Consider the following 18264-nt stretch of genomic DNA (forward strand, 5'->3'; position numbering starts at 1 on the left):
ACGACGACTATAATGAAAAAATATAATTCAGTTTTAAAATATATTTTTATCGCAGCAGCTTCTCTATTGGTAACGGTAGGATGTGTGCATGATGATAAATATGATCAGCCTAACCTTGATGGGTATGACTGTGCAGACAAACAGGGAGTTGCAGTGCCATTTGCTGATGTAAAGGCAAAATTTCAAAATAATACAGTGTATACATTCCCTAAGGATGAAACTCCGAACAATGAAGCAGATGATCTTTATATGGTAGGATATGTTTCTTCTACGGATGAAACAGGTAACGTTTACAAAACAATCTATATTCAGGATGCACTTGCAAACCCTACACATGGTTTTACCATCAGTGTAGATATGGTAAGCAGCTATACAAAATTTCCTCAGGGATCTAAGGTATATGTAAAGCTTAATGGTCTTTCAGTAGGTACTTACGGTGGAGTTGTGCAGTTAGGGGTGAAAACAGGAGCTGAATCAGCTGCTAATGGAGTATCCAGAATCCCGGAAAAATCAGTTCCAGGTATTATCTTCAGATCATGTACAACAAGAGGAGAAATTACACCAAAGGTTTTAACTCTTGCTGAGCTTAAAAATAATGAAAACCTAATCGGTTGTCTTGTTCAGTTGAATGAGGTTGAATTTGATAGTAAGGCCCTATGTTCAAACTTTGCTCCTAACGGTCAAACTGTAGATAGAGGAATTGGACAAGGATGGAATGAATCAAGCAGTACATACGTTAATACGGCAGTAGTAAGAAACAGTGGATTTGCTTCATTTGCAAACCAAACTCTTCCTGCAGGAAAAGGAACTCTTAAAGGAATTTACAGTAAGTTCCAGTCAGGTTCTACTACCACTTACCAATTCTACCTTAACAAGGTATCAGACCTTGATATGGAAGGTGGACCGTTAGATGCTAATGGGAAAGACAAACACTTCCCTCGTTTAGATAAACTACAGGAAAATCCTTGTAGATTCAGTGCTACAAATCTTACCGCTAAAACAGTATCAGATATTAAGCAACTTGCAGGGGCATTAGCTCCAAACGGATTGGTACAGATTACAGGAGATTTCTACTTGAAAGCTCAGATCACTGCTAATGATGAAACAGGAAACCTATTTAAGTATCTATATGTAGAAGATGCAACAGGAGGAATCAAGGTAAATATCAACAAGACTGATTTATTCCTTGATGGAAGATTCAAAGTAGGAAAAGACCTTAATATTAAATTAAAAGGGTTATATATCAGAAACGTTGCAGGTGAGCTTCAGATTGGATCTAATGATTCAAGCTCTGCTATTGGATACAGAATTAAAGAAGAAGATGTGTATAAATCTCTATTTGATTCAAACGCTCCGGCAAGAACAGTGGTAGCTACTGAAAGATCAATCTCTCAAATAACAACTGCTGATGTAGGAAGATGGATTAAAATTAAAGACCTGGAATTCATTAATGGTGATTTAGGAAAAACATATGCAGACGGATCAGCTCTTTCAAACAGAACGTTAGAAGACTGTTCAGGAAAAACAATTACACTGAGAACCAGCGGACGTGCTATCTTTGGGATCAAAGCAGCAAGTGCAATTGAGGTTGCAGGTGGAAAAGGAGATGTGTATGCTATCCTAAGTGTATTCAATGGTACTTACCAACTATGGATTACACAGCTTACAGACCTTAATCTGAATAACCCTAGATGTGATGGAAGCGTTTATACTCCTCTTCCGCTTCTTTACAGTGATGATTTTGCAGCAGGAGGTTTCAGCTCAGACTGGACCGTTGTAAACAAGGTGGGACCAAACCAATTCTGGGGAACATCTAACCAAGGAAACGGAACAAACTATTACGCAATGATGAATGGTAATGCAGGTGGTGCTGGTAATAACTTTGCGAACGAAGACTGGCTAATCTCTAAAGCAGTAAGCTTAGTTGGAAAATCTAAAGGAATAGTAACCTTTACTACTGACGTAAGATACGCAGGGAATACATTACAGGTGTTTGCTACAGATAACTATACAGGAGACGTAGCAACAACCAATTGGACTGCACTTCCGGCAAATCTGGATACCAACTCAAATGCATTTGGAGACTGGGTAAGTTCTGGAAATGTTGACTTAAGTGCTTTCTTAGGTAAAAATGTAAGAATTGCATTCAAATATACATCTACAACATCTGCTGCGGCAACATGGGAGATAGATGACTTCAAAATCAAAGGACAATAATTATTGTTTTTATAAAATTAAAACCGGTTCGTGAGAACCGGTTTTTTTATTGGTTTAAGACTATATATGAAAGAATCTATAGAAGAAAATATCAGTATAGAACTGTCTTTTGTAGCTGAATTCCTGAATGAATATATGGCCATATAATAAGAGATGAGGTTTATATTAAATATTGAAATATAGCAGTGTTTTCAGACTATATAAATACTCTCTTAGGTAGATGGACATTATGCTTAGTCTGATGACAACAAAAAACCACCGCATCAGCAGTGGTTTTATATTTTAAAAATTATTCTTTTAAAAAGATACCTCATTTACCTCTTTTCCTCTTTGGAAGTTCATCGTTTTCTGACTGCCTTTGTAGGCAATGTTTACGAGGTTAATCTGCTTAGGAAAAGCACTTAGGAGGATCGTGTTCTTAATTTTTAAGGTACTGATATCTGAAACACCTCCGGTTTCAAAATATACCCATACAGTTTCTCCGCTTATCTGACTTACGGTGAAAGTAATTGTTTTGGGAGCACCATTGACAAATACATCAAAATTATTGTTCACATATTTTTTCACTTCTGCTTCAAATCCGGCTGTGTTCGGGTTGATTTTAATAGCATCAGAGATATGGCTTGTATTCATTTTTGTGGTAAACTTCAATGTCTTGCTTCCATCAATATAATCCACCTTGGTCATTGAAGAGAAAAAGTCTACATACATAAAACTCATTAACACAAAAAATGTTAAAATTCCTGATATATATAAAAGTTTTTTCATCTTAATTAATAGATTTACAATCATACTTGCTAGTTATAGTTCACAAATAATATGCCAATTAGAAATTTACATTCACAGAATACTTATCATAAAAAGCTTTAATGTGTGCTACTGCCTCATCAGCAGTGTCTACCACTCTGTAAAGATCCAAATCATCTTCTGCAATCATACTTTCTTTTAAGAGTGTTGCTTTGAACCAATCCAGTAATCCACCCCAAAATTCACTTCCTACCAATACAATTGGAAACTTACCAATTTTGTTGGTTTGAATCAGCGTCATCGCTTCCGTCAGTTCATCCAAAGTACCAAAACCTCCGGGCATAACCACGAAGCCTTGAGAATATTTTACAAACATTACCTTTCTCACGAAAAAGTAATCGAAATTCATAGAATAAGACTTGTTGATATAAGGATTGAAATGCTGCTCAAAAGGAAGGTCAATATTAAGTCCGATTGATTTTCCGTTGGCATTGAAAGCCCCTTTATTTCCTGCTTCCATGATTCCTGGGCCACCTCCGGTAATAATTCCGAAGCCTAGTTTTGTAATCTTTTCAGCAATTTCTACGGCCATTTCATAGTATTTATTATCAGGTTTCAGACGTGCTGAACCGAATATAGAAACACAAGGGCCAATTTTTGCCAGCTTTTCATAGCCATCCACAAACTCAGCCATGATCTTGAAGACCATCCAGCTGTCTTTGGTAACGGTTTCGTCCCAAGTTTTTTGTCTGAAACTGTCGTGTAGCTTTATTTCGTTCATATCAAATTCCGGATTTACTAAACTTTCATCCCTCGTTCCATCAATTCCCATTACAAAATTTATTTAAAATGTTTTTCGGCTTCTATTACAGATTCTGGTCTTCCGACATCTATAAGAAGACTGTCATGTACAAAACCGTGGATATGTTCGGTCTGCATAAGATCCAGGTATTCTTCCATAACAGAAAATTTGCCTTTTCTTTTTATTTTTTCAAAGATGGCAGGGTTGATACAATGAACACCACTGAAAGCAAGAGCCTTAAATCCTTTGTTGAATTCTGCAAGCCTTTGCTCTCCTGTCTGTACATTCAGCCAACCTCTTAAAACCATGTCATCATTGAAAAGAAGTTTTCTCGAACTTTCACGGTCCGAAACTGCTAAAGTAGCAAAATCTTTTATCTTTTTATGATATTCTACCAAAGCATTGATGTTTATATTGGTTAAAATATCAGCATTCATGATTAGAAAATCTTCTCCATGATCAAGGAATTTTCTAGCAAAAATTAAGCCGCCTCCGGTTTCCAGTAATTCGCTGGTTTCATCCGAAATTTCAATGTTGCATCCGAAGTTATCATTTTTATTCAAAAAATCAACAATCTGATCTCCAAAATGATGGATGTTAATCACAAAGTCTTTTATACCAAAACCTTTCAGATACTTGATGTTTCTCTCCAAAAGCGGAACATCATTCACCTTTGCCAGTGCTTTAGGGTGATGATCTGTAAACGGTTTAAGTCTGGTGCCTTTTCCTGCGGCGAAAATTAGAGCTTTCATATAGTATGAGTAATATGTGATGAGTATTGAGTTTAAAATAAGTATAATATTACCTAAGGCTCATTACTGATTACTAATGTTAAGTTGTGGTTGTTCATCGTGATGGATGGTTACTTTCGTTCCGTTCGGGTATTTTTCCTTGATGAATTCAGCAATTTTTATTGCAGAATATACAGATCTGTGCTGCCCGCCTGTGCATCCGAAATTGATCTGTAAATTTTCAAAACCTCTTTCAAGGTAATCGTCAATATTGATAGATACGAGAGACTTTATCAGCTCTAAAAATTTAGGCATTTCAGTTTTTGTTTCAAGATATTCCTGAACCCCAATATCGTTTCCGGTTTGAATTTTATATTCTTCAATTCTTCCTGGGTTTAGAATTCCCCTGCAGTCGAAGGCAAAACCTCCTCCGTTTCCTGAATCATCCTTAGGAATTCCTCCCTTCTTGTACGAAAAACTGTGTATGTCGATGTGTAGCATTTTCTTTATTATTTTTTTACTTTAAAATAGTATCAATTTTTTGTTTCGCTTTATCCGTATCTAATTGTTGAATCAGCTTAAAAAGTTCAGGATAATGATCCATTCCTTCCCAGGAAGAAGCGAACAGAGTGATGTTTTTAATTCCTTTTTCAAGGCTAGCCATAAAATGTTGCTTCCTTTGAATCAAGCCTCTGAAGCCATAGGCTCCTAGTACCTGAAGAAATCTCATCATCTGAATGGGCTTAACCGATTTTTTTAGTTGAGCTTGGGTTTCTTGGTTTTCAAATAATTGAATGTAGAAATCAAGCATTTCATTTTTGAAGTCTTCAGGGAAATCTGCCTTGGCCTGAAAAAGAAAAGAAATGACATCATACATTAAAGGACCTTTCATTGCTGATTGATAATCGATGAATGAAACCTCATTTTTCTCATTCACCATGATGTTTCTTGCCTGGAAGTCACGGATCATGATTCCTTTAGGTTCCAGGTTTTCTACAAGCGAAGCGATTTTTTTAAATTCTTTCAGTAGGGTAGACTTGTTGTATTCCAGCTCAAGAACATCAGCTACAAAATTTTTGAAGTAATAGAGATCATGAATGATTGGCAGTTCATCATAACTTTCATATTCAAATGTCTTGGAGAAATCAATTTTCCCTTGGGTTTTCATCTGTAATTGGAAAAGTTTTTCCAGGGTTTGCTGTACCAATGAAGTTGCCTCTGGTGAAACATTCTGCTTTGTAATTACCTCCGAAAGGGTTTTATCGCCCAAAAATTCCTGTATATACTTTTTCCTGTCATCCGAAATAGATAGTATGGCAGGTGTATTAAGGTTTAATTCTGAGAATACCTGAGAATAATACAGAAAGCTTTCATTTTCCGGAATATTTTCGTTGTAGGTAATGATATACTTTTCAGTAGGGGTTATGGCCAGAAAATTTACCCTCGCAGAACCGCTTTGGGCTAGTGTGATGAATTCAGTGGATTTCTTACCAAGATGGTTTTCAAAAAATCTTTTTGCGTTTTCAGAAGTCATAATATGGAAACAAATATACTAATTTAACATGAGTTGGAAATAAAGGATACAGATAGTTTTAGGATAGCCTTGAAAAGAAACAAGAGATAAATTACGATTATCTGAACTGATTTGCATTTCACAAATTTTTAAGAATTTTTTTTATAATTTATCACTCAATAGTGGATTTTATTATCCTGTAACTGGCTTTCTCTCTTATGTTTGAAGTTTTTTACTTTGGACTCAGATTATTACAGTCTAATTTTTATCTTTGCAGTATGCTAAAGGACTTTAAGCCGGTATTGGGTATTTTACTTCGCTTCATCATTATTTACTTGGTGTTGCTTTTTGCATATCAATTTTATCTGAATGCTAATGAGGATTTTGGTTTGGATCCTTTTTCAAGAATAATTGCTGAGCAGGTGAGTGCTGTACAGAATGTTATCGCGTATCCAACAAAGCTTTATGATGATGTTAAAAATGAACAGGTTTGGTTCTATGTAAAGAATCAGTATGTAACAAGAATGGTAGAGGGGTGCAATGCGATTTCTGTTATCATTTTGTTTGTATCTTTTATTTTTGCTTTTTATAAAGGTTCAAAGACGTTTGTTTTTGTAGGGACAAGCTTGGTTTTACTTTATATTATGAACCTTTTAAGGATCGTAGGGCTGAACATTGTGATGGTGGACCATAAAGAGTATGGAAAAATGTTTCATGACTTTGTTTTTCCGGCTGTTATCTATGGAAGTGTGGTGATACTTTGGCTTGTTTGGATTAAATTTTTTGCTTTAAAACATGAAAATTCTTAATTGGCTTTTAGTTATTTCCGGGATCTGTGGATTGATAGGAATAAGAGTATTAGAGGAAAAGCTTTTCTATGATCCTTTTCTGGGATATTTTCATGAAGCCAATAAAAATATTGAGTTTCCCATATTTGAATGGGGGAAATTAATTCTGGGTCATTTGTTTAGGTTTCTTCTTAACCTGATGTTTTCCTGTTTGATTATTCAGGGATTATTTAAAAACAGACAATGGACAATACAGGGGGCTATGATGATGATCATTATTTTTGTAATTTCCCTATCCATATATTTGTATTGTATTCATAACCATTTTGAAATAGGATATCTTTTTTCATTCTATATGAGAAGATTTGTGATACAACCTTTGATTATATTATTGATCATTCCGATGTTTTATTATAGAAAGCAGATGCTGGAAAAAGAGTCTGGAAACAAGGAAAGCTGAAAAAGCAAGTAATGTTGACATTTAATCACATTTTCGCTTTTTCAGCTCTCTTTATTTTCTTTGCCTTTAGATTACTCTGCAGTATGCTTATCTATACTGGTTACATTCTCAGGAGTCCATTCCACACGTTTCACGAAGTCTTTTTCCCGAACAGAGCATTCTTTGATCTGACAAACGGAGCATGATATTGGCTTACAATCATCCATATGGAAGTTAAACTCAATACTACGCTTAATATTTTTTGCCAAAAGAAGAATGACTTTTTCCATTTCATTATGCGCATCACGCAGGCTGTAATACCAAGGAAGGGTAATGTGGGCATCAATATGAAGAGAAGCTCCAAATTGCTGAATTTTCATGTTGTGTACATCAATCCATTCTGTTTTTCTGTTTTCTTCGAGGATTCTGATGATCTGGTTTAATATTTCCGGATCCTGTTCATCCATAATACCGCTTAACGATTTACGAACGATTTTGTAGCCTACAAAGATGATATAAAGCCCAAAAATTAAAGCGACAGCAGAGTCTAGCCAATAGATTTTTGTAAAATATACAATCACTAAGCTTATGACTACACCAAGGGTTGTAATGGTGTCGGATTGCAGGTGCTTTCCGGAAGAAATTAGGACCAGAGAATTTTCTCTTTCTCCTTTTTTTATGGAAATATAGCCCAAAAGGTAATTGATAACAGCTGTAGCTGCAATAATCCATATTCCTAAATCGATCTTGCTGAGGGTCTTTCCTACAATAAGGCTGTGGATTCCCTCATAAATAATCATAATACCTGCAATGGCTATCAGGGCTCCTTCAATACTAGAAGTAACAAATTCTACTTTACCGTGTCCATATGGGTGATCATCATCCTTAGGCTTTGCTGCAAGGTGAAGAGAATAAAGTCCCATGAATGCACTGATGACATTCACGATACTTTCCATGGCGTCGGAGAACACAGCATCGGAATTGGTTAATTTCCATGCAATGATTTTTCCGATAAAAAGGATTACGCCAAATGCCGCAATGATCTTTTGGAATCCTATCTTGTCTTTATGGGTGTTTTTCGGGATATTCATAAAGTGTTTGATAAAAAAAAGAATCTCAATTTTGAGACTCTTTTTTATTTTGTTAGTTTATACTAAGTTGTTTGCTACAAGGTATTCTGCAATTTGTACAGCGTTTGTTGCGGCTCCTTTCCTTAGGTTATCTGCTACGATCCAAAGGTTGAGCGTTTTGGGCTGTGACAGATCTCGTCTTATTCTTCCTACGAAGACCTCGTCTTTTCCTTCCAGATAGAAAGGCATTGGGTAGTGGTTGTTTTTAACATCATCCATTACCACAACTCCTGGAGTTTCAGATAATATCTTTCTTACTTCATCCAGCTCAAATTCGTTTTCAAATTCGATGTTTACACTTTCTGAGTGACCTCCCTGAACAGGAACTCTTACTGCTGTTGCAGTCAGGTTGAATGTATCATCACCTAGGATTTTCTTAGGCTCTTTCATCAACTTGATTTCTTCTTTAGTATAATCATCATCTGCAAATACATCACAATGAGGTAATGCATTCTTGAAGATTTGATATGGATATACCTTTGCGATAGAGTCATCGCCATTGATTTCTCCGTTTAATTGATCTACTGCCGCTTTACCTGTTCCTGTTACAGATTGGTAAGTGGAAACGATCACTCTTTTTAAATCATATTTTTTGTTCAAAGGTCCTAAAACCATTACCAATTGAATGGTAGAACAATTCGGATTTGCAATAATTTTGTCTTCTTTGGTCAATACATCAGCATTGATTTCCGGAACAACCAGTTTTTTGTCAGGATCCATTCTCCAAGCTGAAGAATTGTCTATAACAGTTGTTCCTACTTCTGCAAACAAAGGAGCAAACTCAAGGGAAGTAGAACCTCCTGCAGAGAAGATCGCAATATCCGGTTTGGCAGCTATAGCGTCTTTCATGCTTACAATAGTAAATTCCTTCTGTTTATACTTCACCTTCTTACCTACAGATTTTTCAGATGCTACTGGAATTAATTCTGTTATAGGGAAGTTTCTCTCCTCCAAAACTTTAAGCATAACTTGTCCAACCATTCCTGTTGAACCTACTACAGCTACTTTCATTGATTTAATTAAAAATTTAAGATTAAACTATTTATAAATTATAACGCATATAATTTCTTTATCTTTTTTAAGCTCCAAAGACTTTTACCCAAGGGAACGCGAATGCAAATAATGCTACTGCGATTAATCCCATAATGGTAATGCCTAGGGAAATCGTATCGTTTGATTTTACTTTTTTGTTAACTATTGTCATTAATACTGCTGCAATAAGCATAGAAAATGGATGTTCAACATATTGGAATCTTAATGCTGAATTTTTCATTACTTCTCCCATATTTAAGCCTCCAGTAAAAGTAGTAATCAACATAATGATTCCTATTAAAAACTGAACGTGGAAGAAGATCATTGTGAAAAGGGTAGTTTTCTTTAAAAACTTGTTCACTTTCCCACTGAAACCGAACATAGTAGCCAAAAGTGCAATAATAAATAATGCCACCAAAAGAAGTTCAAGATACCCGAATCCTTTGTGGGCATTTTTCAAAATTCCGTAAAAATCCATATTTTCTATTTTTTTGTACACAAAGATAACAAAAATCCCGGCTCAAAGCCGGGATTCATATTTATAAAATCTAATATTGTGATAATTAGAAGTTGAATGATAGCGTTGCAGTCCAAGTTCTACCGAATCCGAAGAATACCTGGTTAGAAGTATCTAATCCTTTGTAGAAGTTTTTAGGATTGTTGATATAAGCATCATATTGTTGCTGAGCCGTAGCTGTAGGCGTAGCTGTGAAATCACCTACCGTTTTAATATGGTTACTTGTATTAGATTCTGCAATGTAAGTTGTATCAAACAAGTTATATACATTTCCTCTAATTGTAAAGAATTGCTTACTGTTTAGGTTAATTTTATAAGAAAGACCTAAATCAAATAAATTAAAGCTTGGTAATTTTAGAGTTCCTCTGTCAGCAGCAGCCTGAGATCTAAAGTTGAAAGCATCTAAGCTTGCATATAGATTGTTAGTATTTCTCCATGTAGCATCAAAGCTTAGGTTTTTAACAGGTCTTACTGTAACACCTAATGAAGCTGTCATTTGAGCGGCATCACCTACTTTTACTTTATCTAAGTATAGAGTTGTTTCATTACTTGTGCTTCCAGGGAAGTTAAGAGGTAAGTTTGTGCTATCTTCAAAAAGAGCTGCAGTTGCATTTCCTTTGTAGTACCAATCTCCAACAGAGAACATACCATTAACTGTTAATAGTTTGTTCAGGTTATAGCTAGCATCTACTTCTATACCCATGTGAACTTCGTTTAGTCCGTTCATCTCTACATAACCAGTTTTTCCAGCTATAACATCTCTTACCCCAGTTCTTCTAAGGTATCTGTCATCCCAAGAAGTTCTGTATAGGTTAACGTTAGCATTGAAGCTTGATGATCTGAATCCGTACCCTAGCTCAGCACCAAATATTTTTTCGTTGGTAAGGTCTGCAGAAACGATGTTTTCATTACTTCTATATACAGCATTGAAGAAAGGTTGTTTCTCATAGTAACCAACATTCCCGAAAACGTTGTGTTGTTCGTTGATGTTATAGTTAACACCTGCCTTAATGTTATATCCGAAAAGGTTTTTGAATCCTGTTTTAGTATTCATGATTTCTCCTTTTTTAGACTTAGAAACCCCATCGATAATGAAGTTGTCAATTCTTTGGAAAGCCTGGTTGGAAACTGATCCCTGAACGAATGCAGAGATTTTATCGTTAGTATATTCGAACTGACCGAAAGCTCCGTACCAAAGTACTTCACCATCATTACTGTAGCCAATTCTGTTGTTCATGTCATCAATCTTACCTCCAAATGGATTCCAGCTTGATTCTGGTTTAGATACAGCTGTTACCAAGTTAGGCGGGATGTTTTTGTTATTTTTATCAAGATATCCGCTTGCTCCTAATAGATCAGTTACTACTTGATAGTGGTATCCATAGTAATATCTTGTGTCAATACCCGCAGAGAACTTAAAATTATCATTAATTGTATGGTTGAAGCTTGAAATTAAACCAAACCAGTTGTGTGAATTGATAGATGCATTTCTGATAAGAACACCTTTGTCCGGCGTAGAAGCACGGTTAGCAGCATAGATATCTGCAAAATTATATAGACCTGTAGTTTGATCTCTAAAAGAGTTAAGGTTTTTCCCATTCACAGTACCTGTTGTGTTTGTTCCACCTCCTCTACCGAAAGAACCATACAATACAGTATTAAGTTTTGACTTCTCACTAATTGTCCAGTCCCAGTTTAATGACATTACTGGTTTGTGGTAGTAGTTTACTCTTGTTCCATATTCTTTTCCATCAACATATCCCCAGTCTGAGTTGTATCTTCTGTTTGGAGTTCCATCATTATCAGGATTGAATTTTATGTAATCTCCAATAGTAATTGCGTATGATCTTTGGTTGTGCCATTGTGGTGCACCAGTAATTGTAAATTGAAATTCATGGCTACCTCCTGGTTTTTTATATCCTACAGCGAAATAGTAGTTGTACCCTTCGAACTTAGTTCCATCAGCATACATAGATCCTGCAGTTCTGGACATTAAGAAAGAAGATGCCCATCCTTTTTCAGATCTTCCTGTATTGTAAGCGAAAAGAGACTTTACATAGTCATTGTTCCCTACTGCTAAAGATACAATACCACCTTGTTTTTTATCAGCTGCTCTTGTAAGAATGTTTACAGTTCCTCCTACAGATGCGATAGCTAATTTAGAAGAACCAAGACCTCTCTGTACCTGCATCGCAGAAGTTACATCAGATAGTCCTGCCCAGTTTGACCAGTAAACTGATCCTCCTTCCATATCGTTTACAGGCATACCGTTTACCATTACGGCAATATTGTTTTGGTTAAATCCTCTAATATTTAATTTAGAGTCTCCAAAACCACCACCACCTTTAGTAGCATAAACTGATGGTGTCGTGTTCAAGATCTCAGGGAATTCCTGATTTCCTAATCTTTCAACAATTTGTGCTTCCTTAATTGTTGAAACTGCTACTGGCGTCTTTCTATCTTTAGCGATATCGGCAACACCAGTTATTACAACTTGTTCAATGTCAGTAGACTTTGATTTTACTGTGTCCTGAACCTGTTGAGCATAATAGACGCTAGCTGTAGATAATGTGATTACTGCAGATAACATCGATTTGTTGATTAATTTCATAATCGTTAGTAATAATTAGATTTAATTTTCTGCAAAATTCGCGAAATTAATTTTAACTATTATTAACTCAATGTTAATTTTTAATCAGTCTTAATAATATTAACCGTCTGATTGTCAGTAAAATGGGTAAAAAGCAACATTTTACATGAAAAAAGTCATGTTATTGAATTTTTAACAAAGTGGGGGTGTTTTTATTAAAAATTCAATGCTATTTCACTGCTTTGAGACTCAAATCGATATTCTCAGCCGAGTGTGTAAGGGCACCTACAGAGATAAATGTAACTCCTGTAGAAGCAATTTCTTTAAGCATGTCACGGGTAATTCCACCTGAAGCTTCAGACTCGCAAGAACCATTAATCATCTTTACTGCCTGTCTCATAGTCTTTACATCCATATTATCAAGCATAATTCTGTCAACTTTTGCATTGATGGCTTCCTGAACTTCTTCAAGATTTCTTGTCTCAACTTCGATTTTTAACTTTTTCTTGCTTTTTTTAACATAATCTTTTGCCATTTTTACAGCATTAGTGATGCTTCCGTTGTAGTCGATGTGGTTATCTTTAAGCATAATCATATCATAAAGACCATATCTGTGATTGGTTCCGCCGCCAATGGCAACCGCCCATTTTTCACATATTCTAAAATTCGGAGTGGTTTTTCTGGTATCTAAAAGCTTTGTTTTTGTACCAATTAATCTGGTATCCCAATCATGAGTAAGTGTTGCAATTCCGCTCATTCTCTGCATACAGTTAAGAACAAGTCTTTCAGTAGAAAGTATGGATCTGGCACTTCCCGTTACAATAAGGGCTATGTCTCCCACTTTTGCTGTATCACCATCTTTAAGAAAAGTTTCAACTTTTAAATTTTTGTCAAAAGTTGTGAATATAATTTCTGCAAGCTCCACACCTGCTAAAATACAATCCTGTTTCACCAAAAGCTTTGCACTTTGCACCAGATCCTTTGGAATGGTGGAAAGGGTAGAGTGATCTCCATCCTGAATATCTTCTTCTAGGGCATTGTTTATAAAAGTTTTTAATGCTTTATCGGTAACGTAGCTTGGTTTTTTCATTATTATATATTTTAGACTAGGTCTTTATTATAAAATGCTCCCTTATTCTCTGTCATTTCCATAGATTGGGTAATGATGAGGTGGGCAACAGTGGTAAGATTTCTTAACTCTGATAATTGTGGGGAAAGGATAGAGTAGTGGTAAATTTCATCAACGGCAGCTGCAATTTCCTGATGCTTTTGCAGGGCCATATTCAGACGTCGGTTACTTCTTACAATACCCACAAGGTCACTCATCATTTCCTGAAGCTGTTTTCTAAGGTAGCTGACAATGACCATTTCATCCATGATCTTCATTCCTTCTTCATCCCATTCCGGAACGGCTTTCAGGTCGTCAAAGTTGAATTTATTTTCATTTAATAAGGACATCGTTTTCATGGCAGCATTATGTCCGAACACCAATCCTTCAAGTAAAGAGTTTGAAGCAAGTCTGTTGGCGCCATGTAATCCTGAGTTGGTGCATTCTCCTACGGCAAATAGATTTCTGATGGAGGATTGCCCGTCTCTGTCTACCTCAATTCCTCCCATTAAGTAATGACAGGCAGGAACTACAGGGATTAGTTGAGTGAATGGATCAATTCCTTCATCTTTGCACTTCTTGTAAATATTTGGAAAGTGTTCTAAGAATTTTTCATGATTCATTTCCTTACAATCTAAGCCGACAAATTCGTCTCCGGTAATTTTCATTTCGGCGTCGATAGCTCTTGCAACAATATCTCTAGATGCTAATTCTTCACGCTCATCATATTTGTGCATGAATTTTTCGCCTCTTTTTGTTCTTAATTTTGCTCCGTCTCCACGTACTGCTTCTGAGATTAAGAACAACATTCCATCCATTTTGCTGTACAAAGCTGTTGGGTGAAACTGATAATACTGCATGTTGGAAACCTTTCCCTTTGCTCTGGCTACAAAAGCGATTCCGTCTCCGGTGGCAATGGTAGGATTGGTTGTGTTTTTATAAACATGCCCGGCGCCTCCTGTAGCAACCAGTGTTATTTTAGAAGTAATTTTTTTGATTGTTTTGGATTTTTCATCCAATATATAAGCACCGTAGCAGTGAATGTCTCCTTCGTTAAGTTCTTTTCCGGGAACATGGTGTTGGGTAATGATATCAATTACATAATGATGATCAAGGATTTCAATATTAGGGCTGCTTTTGGCTGTTTCCAATAAAGCTCTTTCAATTTCAAATCCGGTGATGTCTTTATGGTGAACAATTCTGTTTTCGGTATGGCCTCCTTCTCTTCCCAGGGCAAATTTTCCGTTCTTCATATCGAACTGAGCACCCCATTCCACAATTTCGTTGAATCTTGCCGGGGCTTCCCTTACTACCATTTCTACGACATCACGTTTGTTTTCTCCGTCACCGGCACGCATCGTATCATCAATATGTTTTTGAAAATTGTCATTCTGAAAGTCTGTCACTACGGCAAGTCCGCCCTGTGCATATTTCGTATTGCTTTCGTCTTCGTCAGATTTTGTTACGATGATGATTTTGGCATCAGGGAGTTGTTCAGAAACTTTAATGGCATAGGAAAGTCCGGAAATACCGGAACCGATTACTAATACATCCGCTTTTATCATATGCTTGCTTTAGGTACAATCGTTTAATATTAAATAAATTTAAACAATTTTTCGTTTGGTTTTCTTACTTTTTTCATGTGCTGAAAATGGTCTTCCTCAGAACGGTAGCCTAAAGCGAGGGTAACGGTTACTTTTTCTGTCTCGGAGTGTACATTCAGAATTTCTTCTATCAAGTCCTGTCGAAAGCCTTCCATCGGGCAAGAATCTATATTCTCTATAGCTGCGGCATACATAAGATTGGCCAATACTATATAAGACTGTTTCTCTGCCCAGTTGAAAATTTCATCCTGTGTTTTTTGATTGATATGTTGATTGATGCTGTTTTTAAACGGGTCAAGAGTTTCCAAAGGAGTTTCCCTTACTGCAGAAATATGATTAAAATATCCATGGATATAATTCTCTTCTATTGTTTTCTTTGAAATAATGACCACAAGATGAGAGCAAGTTGAAATCTGAGATGGGTTATAAAAAGCAGGAATCAACTTCTGCTTCATTTCTTCACTTTCAACAACAATAATTTTATAAGGTTGAAGTCCCAATGAGCTGGCAGATAGTTTTCCCGACTCAAGAATGTTATGAAGAGTTTCCTGAGGAATGATTTGATTATTAAATTTTTTCACAGAATATCTTCTGCTTAAAGCTTCCAAATAATTCATAGGACAAATTTAAGGATTGAATATGAATAAAAAGTCTTTTAAATGAAATATATCCTTTTAATTAATACAAAAAATCACCCCGAATAACGAAGTGATTCTGCTAATATAAATAAGAAAGTGATTATTCTCTGTTTTTTACAACAATCCAGCCGGAGAATTTTACCGGAGTGATCTTTTTATTATTTTCATTCCATGCAACAGAATACCAATAATTTCCGGTAGGAACTCTTCTTCCGTTGGCTGTTCCGTTCCATCTGTATCCGTTGGCTTTATCTGCTCTGAAAATCTGTACACCATATCGGTCGTAGATATTAACTTCCAGATTTTGCTTCACAGCCAAGGCAGAATAATCAATAATGTCATTAATACCATCATCGTTAGGGGTAATTACATTGATTAGATTAGGAACTGTAATGTTGATTTCAATAGGTTCGCAATTGTAGCTGTCCTTTACAAATACCTTTGCCTCACCTCTCACAACATTGGAGAATACATTGGAGTCCTGCCAGTGAACATTATCCATTGAATACTGATAAGGAGATGTTCCTCCATTTACATATACCGTCACTGTTCCCCCTGAAATGTCAATGTTGGAAACTACAGGATGTTCGGATGGGTAAATATTTACTGTTTGTGTGGTAACACACTCTCCGGTTTTAAGTTTTACCCAGTAGGTACCCACTCCAATATTTTTGATTATCTGTGTTGTTGCTCCTGTGCTCCATAGATAGCTGCTGAATCCAGGTCCTGCATCTAATGTTGTTTTGCCTGTCATACAAATGGTTTGGTTTTGTAAGACTTTTGATAAAACAGGAGCTAATACAGTTAATTTAACTTTAGCTATTGCATAACAGCCGTTTGAGTTAAATACTTTTACATAAACAACACCGTTAGGTGCAATGTAGTTAGCGGCATTGGTTATTTCATTGGTGTTGTTAACAGCATCCGTTAAAGATGGATAATATTTTTTTGTTATTCCCACAGGGGTAGGTGTAACGGCGGCGGATGTAAGATCAAAAGAAGCTGTTGAAGGGTTGCTTTCAATAAAGCATGATCTTAGTTCTCTATCATTCACAGTAACAACAGGATGAATGTTTAGGGTGATCTTAGAAGTGCTTACACATCCCTGTGAAGTGGTTACCCTTACATATATGGTAGCAGGCCCTGATGCATAAGCATTGGGATTGGTAATCTGATTGGTTCCTGCATTAAGGTCGTATAAGGTTGGGTAAAACTCCTTGGTTGTTCCAGCCAGGGTAGTTACTGCTGCGGTATTAAGATCAAATGTGGCTGTTCCTGCATTATTGTTGTTACATCCGATAAGGCTTGCGTCACTGGCAGCAAATGGAGTTGGATTAAGTTGTATAATACCATCTCCATTGTCGCAAAGAGTTGAGGTAGGATCTTTAATAACTACTTTAATCGTCGTGTTTCCTGAATATTGAAAGCTGGAAGGGTTAGCAATAGGAGTGGCAACACCTAATATATAATAGGTGAAAAGGTAATTTCCAGGGTTGTTTACAAATTGAGAATTATAGGATGTAAGATCCACTGTACCGTTTCCTGTAGTAGGATTGGTGCATACAAAAGGAGTAATGGTGTTATTTAAAATAGGAACTTTATCTACAAATACCTTGGCGTTTTTGATGGAATGTCTTGCGCTGGCACCTCCCGTTGCTGCAGAAAATCCAAAATATCCCTGCGTCATTCCGACGGCATTTCCTGATGGGGCAAAAGATTGATCTACAATGAGCACACCGTCTATTCTGATTTTGATGATCCAGTTGGTAGGATTGCTGAGGTCTGTTTCTCCATTTACCTCTACATGCTTATAAGTGTCTCCTACGAAAGGTTGGGTAGAGTAGAGATCCGGAGAATGGAATGAGCTTCCGGGAGTATTGTTGTATTCTATATTGTTACCGGCAGTATTATTGGTGCCGTATAAAAGGTGTACCTTGCTCATTTGACCCTCTGTAGTATTGTTGAAAATATCAAAGCCAACCATTAATCCAGAGGCGTTCGATGGAATTCCCAAGCCACCTCCGGATACGAATCCTGTGGGAGGGTTGGCGAGGTACCAGAAAGTAAATCCGTCTCCTCTTCCGAATTGCGTGGTTCCGTTTCCGTCAATTCTAAAGTCGAATTCCACTTTCCATTTATCACAATAGCTAAGGGTGATGGGTGTGGAGAGCTTAATAGCTCCATATCGGCTGGTTTGGTCTGTGGTGAGTCTAATGAAATCTCCGCTTACAGCAGCATCTGAAACAAGATCCCATCCTGTAGTGTTTACAGGATTTCCGGCAAGCTGATACGTTTGCGAAAATAATTTTCCAGGGAGGCATGATAAGGCAGCCAACAAAAAAAAGAGTATATTTTTTTTCATAATGGAAAGATTGTGAAGTTGTTATTTGTATTAAAATGTTAAAATA

The 18264-nt window shown here is 36.4% G+C and carries 16 protein-coding genes; 3 read left to right on the top strand and 13 right to left on the bottom strand.

Annotation, left to right across the window (positions count from 1 at the left end):
• Window positions 1-12: 12 nt before the first annotated feature.
• Window positions 13-2217, top strand: coding sequence for a DUF5689 domain-containing protein (locus EG359_RS15830; RefSeq protein WP_076353111.1), 2205 nt, complete (start codon window positions 13-15; stop codon window positions 2215-2217).
• A 297-nt stretch (window positions 2218-2514) separates the two neighbouring features.
• On the opposite strand, the gene EG359_RS15835 is transcribed toward EG359_RS15830, so the two are convergent.
• From EG359_RS15835 to EG359_RS15855, 5 genes are all read right to left on the bottom strand, one after another.
• Window positions 2515-2985, bottom strand: a complete 471-nt coding sequence (locus EG359_RS15835) for a DUF6702 family protein (protein WP_228434991.1) — start codon at window positions 2983-2985, stop codon at window positions 2515-2517.
• A gap of 58 nt (window positions 2986-3043) precedes the next feature.
• Entirely contained in the window at window positions 3044-3745 is a 702-nt protein-coding gene (locus EG359_RS15840; RefSeq protein ID WP_109621772.1) for an LOG family protein, read from the bottom strand.
• Window positions 3746-3804: 59 nt separating this feature from the next.
• Window positions 3805-4518, bottom strand: coding sequence for a nucleotidyltransferase family protein (locus EG359_RS15845; RefSeq protein ID WP_076353114.1), 714 nt, complete (start codon window positions 4516-4518; stop codon window positions 3805-3807).
• Window positions 4519-4581: 63 nt separating this feature from the next.
• Window positions 4582-4998 carry a RapZ C-terminal domain-containing protein gene (locus tag EG359_RS15850; protein ID WP_084180365.1) on the bottom strand — a complete coding sequence of 139 codons (417 nt, stop codon included), beginning with the start codon at window positions 4996-4998 and terminating at the stop codon, window positions 4582-4584.
• Between the two features lie 16 nt (window positions 4999-5014).
• The gene (locus EG359_RS15855) at window positions 5015-6031 is read right to left on the bottom strand and encodes an aminoglycoside phosphotransferase family protein (RefSeq protein ID WP_076353116.1); all 1017 of its coding nucleotides are present in this window, start codon (window positions 6029-6031) and stop codon (window positions 5015-5017) included.
• A 257-nt stretch (window positions 6032-6288) separates the two neighbouring features.
• On the opposite strand from EG359_RS15855, the gene xrtF reads away from it, so the two are divergent.
• Window positions 6289-6819: an exosortase family protein XrtF gene (gene xrtF, locus EG359_RS15860; RefSeq protein WP_076353117.1), complete on the top strand. Its 531-nt coding sequence runs from the start codon at window positions 6289-6291 to the stop codon at window positions 6817-6819.
• Window positions 6806-7258, top strand: a complete 453-nt coding sequence (locus tag EG359_RS15865; protein ID WP_076353118.1) for an exosortase F system-associated membrane protein — start codon at window positions 6806-6808, stop codon at window positions 7256-7258. The genes xrtF and EG359_RS15865 overlap by 14 nt, the downstream gene beginning before the upstream one ends.
• Window positions 7259-7329: 71 nt before the next feature.
• Here the strand turns inward: EG359_RS15865 and EG359_RS15870 are convergent, their stop codons facing one another.
• The 8 genes from EG359_RS15870 to EG359_RS15905 all read right to left on the bottom strand — a co-directional run bounded on the left by EG359_RS15870 (window position 7330) and on the right by EG359_RS15905 (window position 18218).
• Window positions 7330-8328: a cation diffusion facilitator family transporter gene (locus EG359_RS15870; RefSeq protein WP_076353119.1), complete on the bottom strand. Its 999-nt coding sequence runs from the start codon at window positions 8326-8328 to the stop codon at window positions 7330-7332.
• A gap of 57 nt (window positions 8329-8385) precedes the next feature.
• Complete coding sequence (locus EG359_RS15875) at window positions 8386-9378, bottom strand: aspartate-semialdehyde dehydrogenase (protein ID WP_076353120.1); 993 nt, start codon at window positions 9376-9378, stop codon at window positions 8386-8388.
• A 67-nt stretch (window positions 9379-9445) separates the two neighbouring features.
• Window positions 9446-9877, bottom strand: coding sequence for a hypothetical protein (locus tag EG359_RS15880; RefSeq protein WP_076353121.1), 432 nt, complete (start codon window positions 9875-9877; stop codon window positions 9446-9448).
• An 85-nt stretch (window positions 9878-9962) separates the two neighbouring features.
• Complete coding sequence (locus EG359_RS15885) at window positions 9963-12527, bottom strand: TonB-dependent receptor (RefSeq protein ID WP_076353122.1); 2565 nt, start codon at window positions 12525-12527, stop codon at window positions 9963-9965.
• A 208-nt stretch (window positions 12528-12735) separates the two neighbouring features.
• Window positions 12736-13596, bottom strand: coding sequence for a carboxylating nicotinate-nucleotide diphosphorylase (gene nadC, locus EG359_RS15890; protein WP_076353123.1), 861 nt, complete (start codon window positions 13594-13596; stop codon window positions 12736-12738).
• Between the two features lie 11 nt (window positions 13597-13607).
• The gene (gene nadB / locus EG359_RS15895) at window positions 13608-15179 is read right to left on the bottom strand and encodes an L-aspartate oxidase (RefSeq protein WP_076353124.1); all 1572 of its coding nucleotides are present in this window, start codon (window positions 15177-15179) and stop codon (window positions 13608-13610) included.
• Window positions 15180-15208: 29 nt separating this feature from the next.
• Entirely contained in the window at window positions 15209-15835 is a 627-nt protein-coding gene (locus tag EG359_RS15900) for an NAD(P)H-dependent oxidoreductase (protein ID WP_076353125.1), read from the bottom strand.
• A 121-nt stretch (window positions 15836-15956) separates the two neighbouring features.
• Window positions 15957-18218 carry a T9SS type B sorting domain-containing protein gene (locus EG359_RS15905; protein ID WP_076353126.1) on the bottom strand — a complete coding sequence of 754 codons (2262 nt, stop codon included), beginning with the start codon at window positions 18216-18218 and terminating at the stop codon, window positions 15957-15959.
• Between the last annotated feature and the right edge of the window lie 46 nt (window positions 18219-18264).

The organism is Chryseobacterium joostei (assembly GCF_003815775.1).
GTDB lineage: Bacteria > Bacteroidota > Bacteroidia > Flavobacteriales > Weeksellaceae > Chryseobacterium > Chryseobacterium joostei.